The 5,861-nt window shown below is 71.1% G+C and carries 4 protein-coding genes; 2 read left to right on the top strand and 2 right to left on the bottom strand.

Going from position 1 to position 5,861, the window contains the following annotated elements; all coding sequences use genetic code 11:
* Window positions 1–459 precede the first annotated feature (459 nt).
* Window positions 460–1,014, bottom strand: a complete 555-nt coding sequence (locus AB0B57_RS36670) for a hypothetical protein (protein WP_357081036.1) — start codon at window positions 1,012–1,014, stop codon at window positions 460–462.
* A gap of 207 nt (window positions 1,015–1,221) precedes the next feature.
* On the opposite strand from AB0B57_RS36670, the gene AB0B57_RS36675 reads away from it, so the two are divergent.
* Window positions 1,222–2,757 carry a hypothetical protein gene (locus AB0B57_RS36675; protein ID WP_357081039.1) on the top strand — a complete coding sequence of 512 codons (1,536 nt, stop codon included), beginning with the start codon at window positions 1,222–1,224 and terminating at the stop codon, window positions 2,755–2,757.
* Window positions 2,758–2,814: 57 nt separating this feature from the next.
* Here AB0B57_RS36675 and AB0B57_RS36680 read toward each other — a convergent pair whose 3' ends face one another.
* Window positions 2,815–4,770 (bottom strand): translation factor GTPase family protein, encoded by a 1,956-nt coding sequence (locus tag AB0B57_RS36680; RefSeq protein WP_357081042.1) that lies wholly within the window; start codon window positions 4,768–4,770, stop codon window positions 2,815–2,817.
* A 391-nt stretch (window positions 4,771–5,161) separates the two neighbouring features.
* Between AB0B57_RS36680 and AB0B57_RS36685 the strand changes: the two genes are divergently transcribed.
* On the top strand, window positions 5,162–5,431 hold the full coding sequence (locus tag AB0B57_RS36685) for a hypothetical protein (protein WP_357081045.1): 270 nt from the start codon (window positions 5,162–5,164) through the stop codon (window positions 5,429–5,431).
* Window positions 5,432–5,861: the final 430 nt, after the last annotated feature.

Below are 5,861 nucleotides of genomic sequence, written 5' to 3' on the forward strand. Positions count from 1 at the left end.
CAGTTTCCCGACCCTCGACCCCCGCGACGCCGAGCGGTTGATGGACCTCACGGAAAAGCTTCTGAGCTGAGGCCCCCTCTCCGCCCCCACGCACACCGCCCGGCAGCAGGCCGACCTTTCTGGCGTCACGCAGCAGCTCTCCACAGTTGTGCGGGCGCACTCAATTCGGCTACCTGTTTCATTGACCCGGTCGTGGCCTGAACCCGGGCCGTGCAGCCCCTACGCCCGGAAAGCGACCAGCACGGCGAGGACGGAGTGCCGCTCGACAAGGTCGATCATGGTCGGCACGCTACCCAACCTGCGCGCGATGCGCGTGCACATATCGCCGGGGACAGGGCCCCGCAGGGAGATCAGCCGGAGGTGCCGCCGGCAGATCCGGCCGGCACGGACGGGCCGCCGTCACATAGGGGCCCGTCCGTGCCGGCCGCCGGCCGGAGGGTGAACTCCGCCGGCTGGCGGTCAGGCGACGTCCGGCCCCTGCCGACGGAGGTCGTCCACCGTGGTCATGGCCTGGCGCAACTGGGACAGCCAGTCGTCGGTGTGCCGGCCGACCAGCCGGACGCACCAGGCGAGCGCCTCCGAGCGGGACCGCGCGACGCCCGCGTCGACGAGCGTGTCGAGGATCTGCCGCTCGGGCTGACGCAGTCGGGTCATCACCGGCGCGGCGAGGTGGGTGAAGAGCTGTGCGGTGTCGCCGCAGCGGATGCCCCAGCCCACTTTGCGCTGGTAGCGGTGCTCGGCCTGTCGGGCGACCCGGATCCGGTCGTCGCGAGTGTCCTCGCGGAACTGGTGGATCCGGCCGGCCTGGGCGGCGGTCCGGTCGGCGTCGCTGGCGTCGTCGGCCAGGTGAGGCTCGGGGAGACGCCCCCAGATGATGATCTCGTCACGGTCGATCACCACCTGCGGTGGCTCGGAGAACCATCCGTCCGGAATCGCGCCGGTGATCCAGCCGGTGGCGTCGTCGGCGGGCGGTGGGTCCTGGCGTGCTCCGGGTGGGGCGAGACGAGGGGACATGGCAACCTCCTACGCTGTCTTGATTACATGCTTACACGATTACAGCGTTGCGCGCGACGCCTTCCGCTGAGCGCGAACGCGACCCCAGCCGTACGTGCGGCCCTGGCACCGCGGCACCCGGCCGGCTCCGGCGGCGCCGATGGCATGCGCGATACTCACCCGCGGCATCGTCCGCGGTGGATTTGTCTCGTCACGGGGAGGTTCAGAGTGTCGACCAGCTCGATCGGCAGGTTGCCGGACCGGATCCGTCGGCCCGCCCGCTGGCTGCCGTTTGCCATGCTCGCCCTGCTCATGCTGATGGTTCTGGCCGCACCGCCGGGTGCCACCGGCCGGGTGCCGGCCAGGGTGCCGGTCGCGGCAACGCACGGCCCGTTCGACGTCGGCTTCGCCGAGGGCAGCGGACTGCTCGACACCAGCCTCGACCGCAGGCTGGACGACATGGTCGCCTACCTTCCCGGTCGCACGCCGATGATCCGCATCGACCTCGACTGGTGGTACGTGCAGCCGTGCCGCACCTGCGCGCTGCGCTGGGACCGGCTCGACCCGGTGGTGGACGCCGCCCGCGACCGGGGCATCCGGGTGCTGATGGTGCTCGCCTACGCACCCCCCTGGGCCAACGGCGGAAACACCACCGACAAGTGGTTTCCCACCGTCGACGCCGACTGGACCACGATCGTCGACAAGACCGTGCAGCATTTCAGCGGCCGGGTGCACGCCTACGAGGTGTGGAACGAGCCGAACATCGGGCGCTCCGGCGACTACGAGGGCTTCGGCAACTACGCCACCGACCGCAAGACCCGCTACTGGCAGTTGGTCCAGCTCGCCCATCCCCGCATCCACGCCGCCTGCTCGGACTGTGTGGTGCTCGCCGGCGGCTCAGGTAACGGCTCCCCGGTCACCAGCACCGGCAACCCGAACGAGTCGGCGCTCTGGCTGGACTGGGCCTACCGCAACGGGTACGGCCGGTACTTCGACGCGGTGGCGCACCACCCGTACCCGGCGTGGAACTCCGGCCTGGGCCCGGCCAAGGCCGAGTGCGTCAACCGTTGGTGGAACCTCTTCGGCCCGTCCGGCGAGAATCCGCCCTGCGGTGAACTCGCCTACGTGCACTCGGTCATGGTCAAGCACGGTGACGGCGCGAAGAAGATCTGGGGTACTGAGTTCGGCTACCCCACGTCCGGGGCGACCGCGCTGAGTCGGGAGACCCTCCGGGATCACCTGGTCCAAGGTGCGCACCTGTGGCGCACGCTCAGCTACACCGGGCCGCTCTTCCTGTTCTCCTACCGGGACGCCTGCGTCGACTCCGGCAACCCGGAGTGCAACTTTGGTGTGGTGACGCGGGACTACGCCCCAAAGGAGCCGATCTTCAGCGATCTGTCGGTCCGGCTGTCGGATTCCGTCCCGGCCAACCTGCGTACCGGGCAGACCCTGCGCCGCTGGGCCGGCCTGCGCTCCTCCGACGGCCGCTTCGAACTCTGGGTGCAGGACGACGGCAACACGGTGCTCTACCGACGCAGCACCGGCGCCGCGCTCTGGGCGACCAACACCCGCGACGGCGTACGGCTGGTCAACGCCTCCGACGGCAACCTCGCACTCTACCGGGCCGACGGGACTATCACCTGGTCCACCAGGACCGGTGGTCGCGGCGCCTCGACCCTGTGGATACAGGAGGACGGCAACCTGGTCCTCTACCGCGACAGCGACGCAACGCCCACCTGGGCCAGCAACACGATGGTCGGCTGACCAGACCGACCGCCCGGTTCCTCCCGACGGAGGAGCCGGGCCGTCGGCGTCGGCGGCCTACCGCGGTACGGCACGGAACCACGCCTCCCGGTCGCCCGGATCGGGTCCGCGCCGGGGCAGCGCCGGCAGGTCCTGACCGGTCACCGGCGCGTAATGGTCGAACGTGGTGGTCAGGACGGCCTCGCCGCCAGTGAGGTCGGGAAGCGCGGCGACGACCCGCGGCACCCGGGAGGACGGCAGGGTGCCGCTCACCTCCAGGTAGCCGCCGGCGACCGTGGTGTCGTCCACCACCGCTCCCAGTCGGCCGAGCAGCGCCAGCACCGCCTCCACCGCGTGCTGCGGAAGGTTGACGTCGAACCGCTCGACCGGGTGGCACACCCGGGTGCCGGCCCGGCGTAGCGCCGCCGCGACCACGACCGGCGCGAGATTGCGAAAGTCGGCAGCCACGGACGAGATCGACTTGTCGAACTTCTGGTGCGGCTTGCTCTGTCGCGGCCAGTAGCGCGAAGCCGTCATGGTGACCACGCAGTCGGTGACCGGCCAGCCGTACCGGCCCTGCCGGAGCGCGGCCCGCACGCCCTCCTCCGTGGCGGCGACGAATGCCGGCGGCAGCCGGCCGGGCTCGATGCCGGGTCGGAACTCGACGCCGTGCCCGACCGGTGCGGCCTCGACGCGCAGCCCCAGACCGGCCAGGTACGGGTTGCCGCGCTCCTGCACCCGCTCCTCGGCGGCTCCGGTGCCGGCGACCCGTTCGATGCAGGCCGTCAGCGTGCCGGAGAAGCGCACCCGCACGCCGTACCGATCCTTCAGGAGAGCGGCCAGCACCTCCTTCTGCACCTCGCCGTGCAGGCGGATCACCGCCTCCGCCTGCTGCTCGTCGAGCCGCAGGTCCACCAAGGGGTCCTCGTCGGCCAGCTCGGCCAGGCCGGCGAACATCGCCAGACGCTGGGCGGGGTCGACGGGTTCGACGATCGCCTGCCGGGTCGGCGGCGGGAAACGGTAGACGTGCCGCCGCGGCGGGTCGCCGACGTGCTGGCCGATCCGGGCCGACACGCCGCGCACTGCGGCGATCTGCCCGGCGGACACCGAGGGGCGCACGACCACGCCGTCGGGCTCGCTGACCGCGATCTGGGTCACCGTCTCGGGGCGGGCTCCGGCGAGCTGCACCCGATCCCGTACGCGCAGACGCCCGGACCACAACCGCACCCAGGCCCGCCGGCCGTGCCCGTCCCGGTCGACGGCGAAGACCGTACCCGCCAGCGGACCGTTCCGATCCCTGCCGTGCGGCAGCAGGTCGGCGAGAAGGTGGGACAGTTGCCGCACACCGGCTCCGGTGATCGCCGAGCCGCACGCCACCGGAGTGAGGACCGAGCGGCGTACCGCCGTGCGGATGGCGCGCCGAACCTCGCGGACGCGCACCGGCTCGTCGGCCAGCCACCGTGCCGCCAGCGCGTCGTCGACCTCCGCCACCGCCTCCACCAGCGGGTCGGCGTCGAGGGCGACGGCCCGGACCTGGGCGGCGTGCCCGCCCTGGCCGGTGACCCTGGTGAGCACGACGGGACGCGCGCCGAGCCGCTGGCGTAGCTGGGCCACCACCCGGTCGACATCGGCGCCGCGGCGGTCCACCTTGTTGAGGAAGAACACCGTAGGCACGCCGATGCGCCGCAGTGCCCGCCAGATGGCGACGGTCTGCGGCTGCACCCCCTCCACGCACGAGACCACGAGTACGGCGGCGTCCAGCACGGCCAACGACCGCTCGACCTCCGCGATAAAGTCGGGATGGCCGGGGGTGTCCAGCAGGTTGATGCTCAGATCACCGATCGTGAGCGACGTGACGGCCGCCCGGATGGTGATGCCGCGCCGGCGCTCCAACTCCATCGAGTCGGTGCGCGTCGTGCCGGCGTCGACGCTGCCCATCTGGGCGACGGCGCCGGCCTCGTAGAGCAGACGTTCGGTCAGGCTGGTCTTTCCGGCGTCAACATGGGCGACGATCCCGAGGTTCAACAGGGCCACAGCAGCACTCCACGGTCAGACGGTCAGGGGTCCGGAGCGTGGAAGCTGCTCGCATTGTCACTCCTCGTGGTGGCCGAGCGCCTGCCGCGCCCATCTGCGGCGGCGAATGATTCCCCAGGTCTACCGGGCCGCTGCCATCGCCGCCACCGAATTCGGTCCGGAACAGCGACGCATCGGCCTGTTCGCCCAGCCCACAACCAGCACACGAACCGCGCTCGTGACCGGCGGTTGACCGCGAGCCGGTGGAACGGCGTGGCGGTGGCCGCGTCAGGGGGTGTCAGACCGGCCGCCCATGGTGTCGCGTGACGAGTTCAGCGATCGCGGTCTACGGGCTGCGGAAGGCGTACCCGCGCGGAGCTCACCACCGCGGCTGCCCTCGGCGATCCGCGCGGTGAGCGTCGCTGTCCTTGTCTCCCTGGGCCAGCACATCGTCCTGGCCGCCGAGATCCTCGGCGGGCAACGCGTCGGCATCCGCACCGACAAGACACTGAGCTTCTTCGACCTCGACACCCGCCAACTGCTACGCGTCCGGCCCAACCGCTCACCCTCGCCGAGGCGGCCCGGCTGCGCGGCGCGGTCCCGGAGGCTCCCCAACCCCTTTCCGCGGTGCCGCGATCAGCCGCCCGCATGTCGCAAGATCGAGTGCACCCACATCGGCTAATGTGCGGGACGTCGCCCTACTGCCTCCGCAGGGGCGCCAACGCTCACGCCTTCGGGTCCGCCGAAGAGGTCTCCAGCCTGAAGGTCCTGGTCAGGGCACTGCCCGTGGGATCGGTGTCTCGAATGACGGAACTACGGCGGACTTCAGCAAGCTCACCCGCAACGCCACTGCTCCAGCAAGCTGTTTGAGGCGACCGCCGCAGGTTCACCCACCACGACGGTCACCGCCAACCCCGATGGCCTGGTCGAATTGACCCAGAGCGCCGTGCCGACTCGCAAACGTATCGACGGCCAGTGGAAGGACCTTGGTCAGCCCTTAACGGAGGGCCGAGGCGTTAGGGCGTGTGTCAAAGCCCCTGGCCGGCCTGCGGCGGGCCCAGACGACGACCGGCCGCGTTGGGAATTGGCCCGGATACAACACCGGTATCCGG

This window comes from Micromonospora sp. NPDC049101 (genome assembly GCF_040648675.1).
GTDB lineage: Bacteria > Actinomycetota > Actinomycetes > Mycobacteriales > Micromonosporaceae > Micromonospora.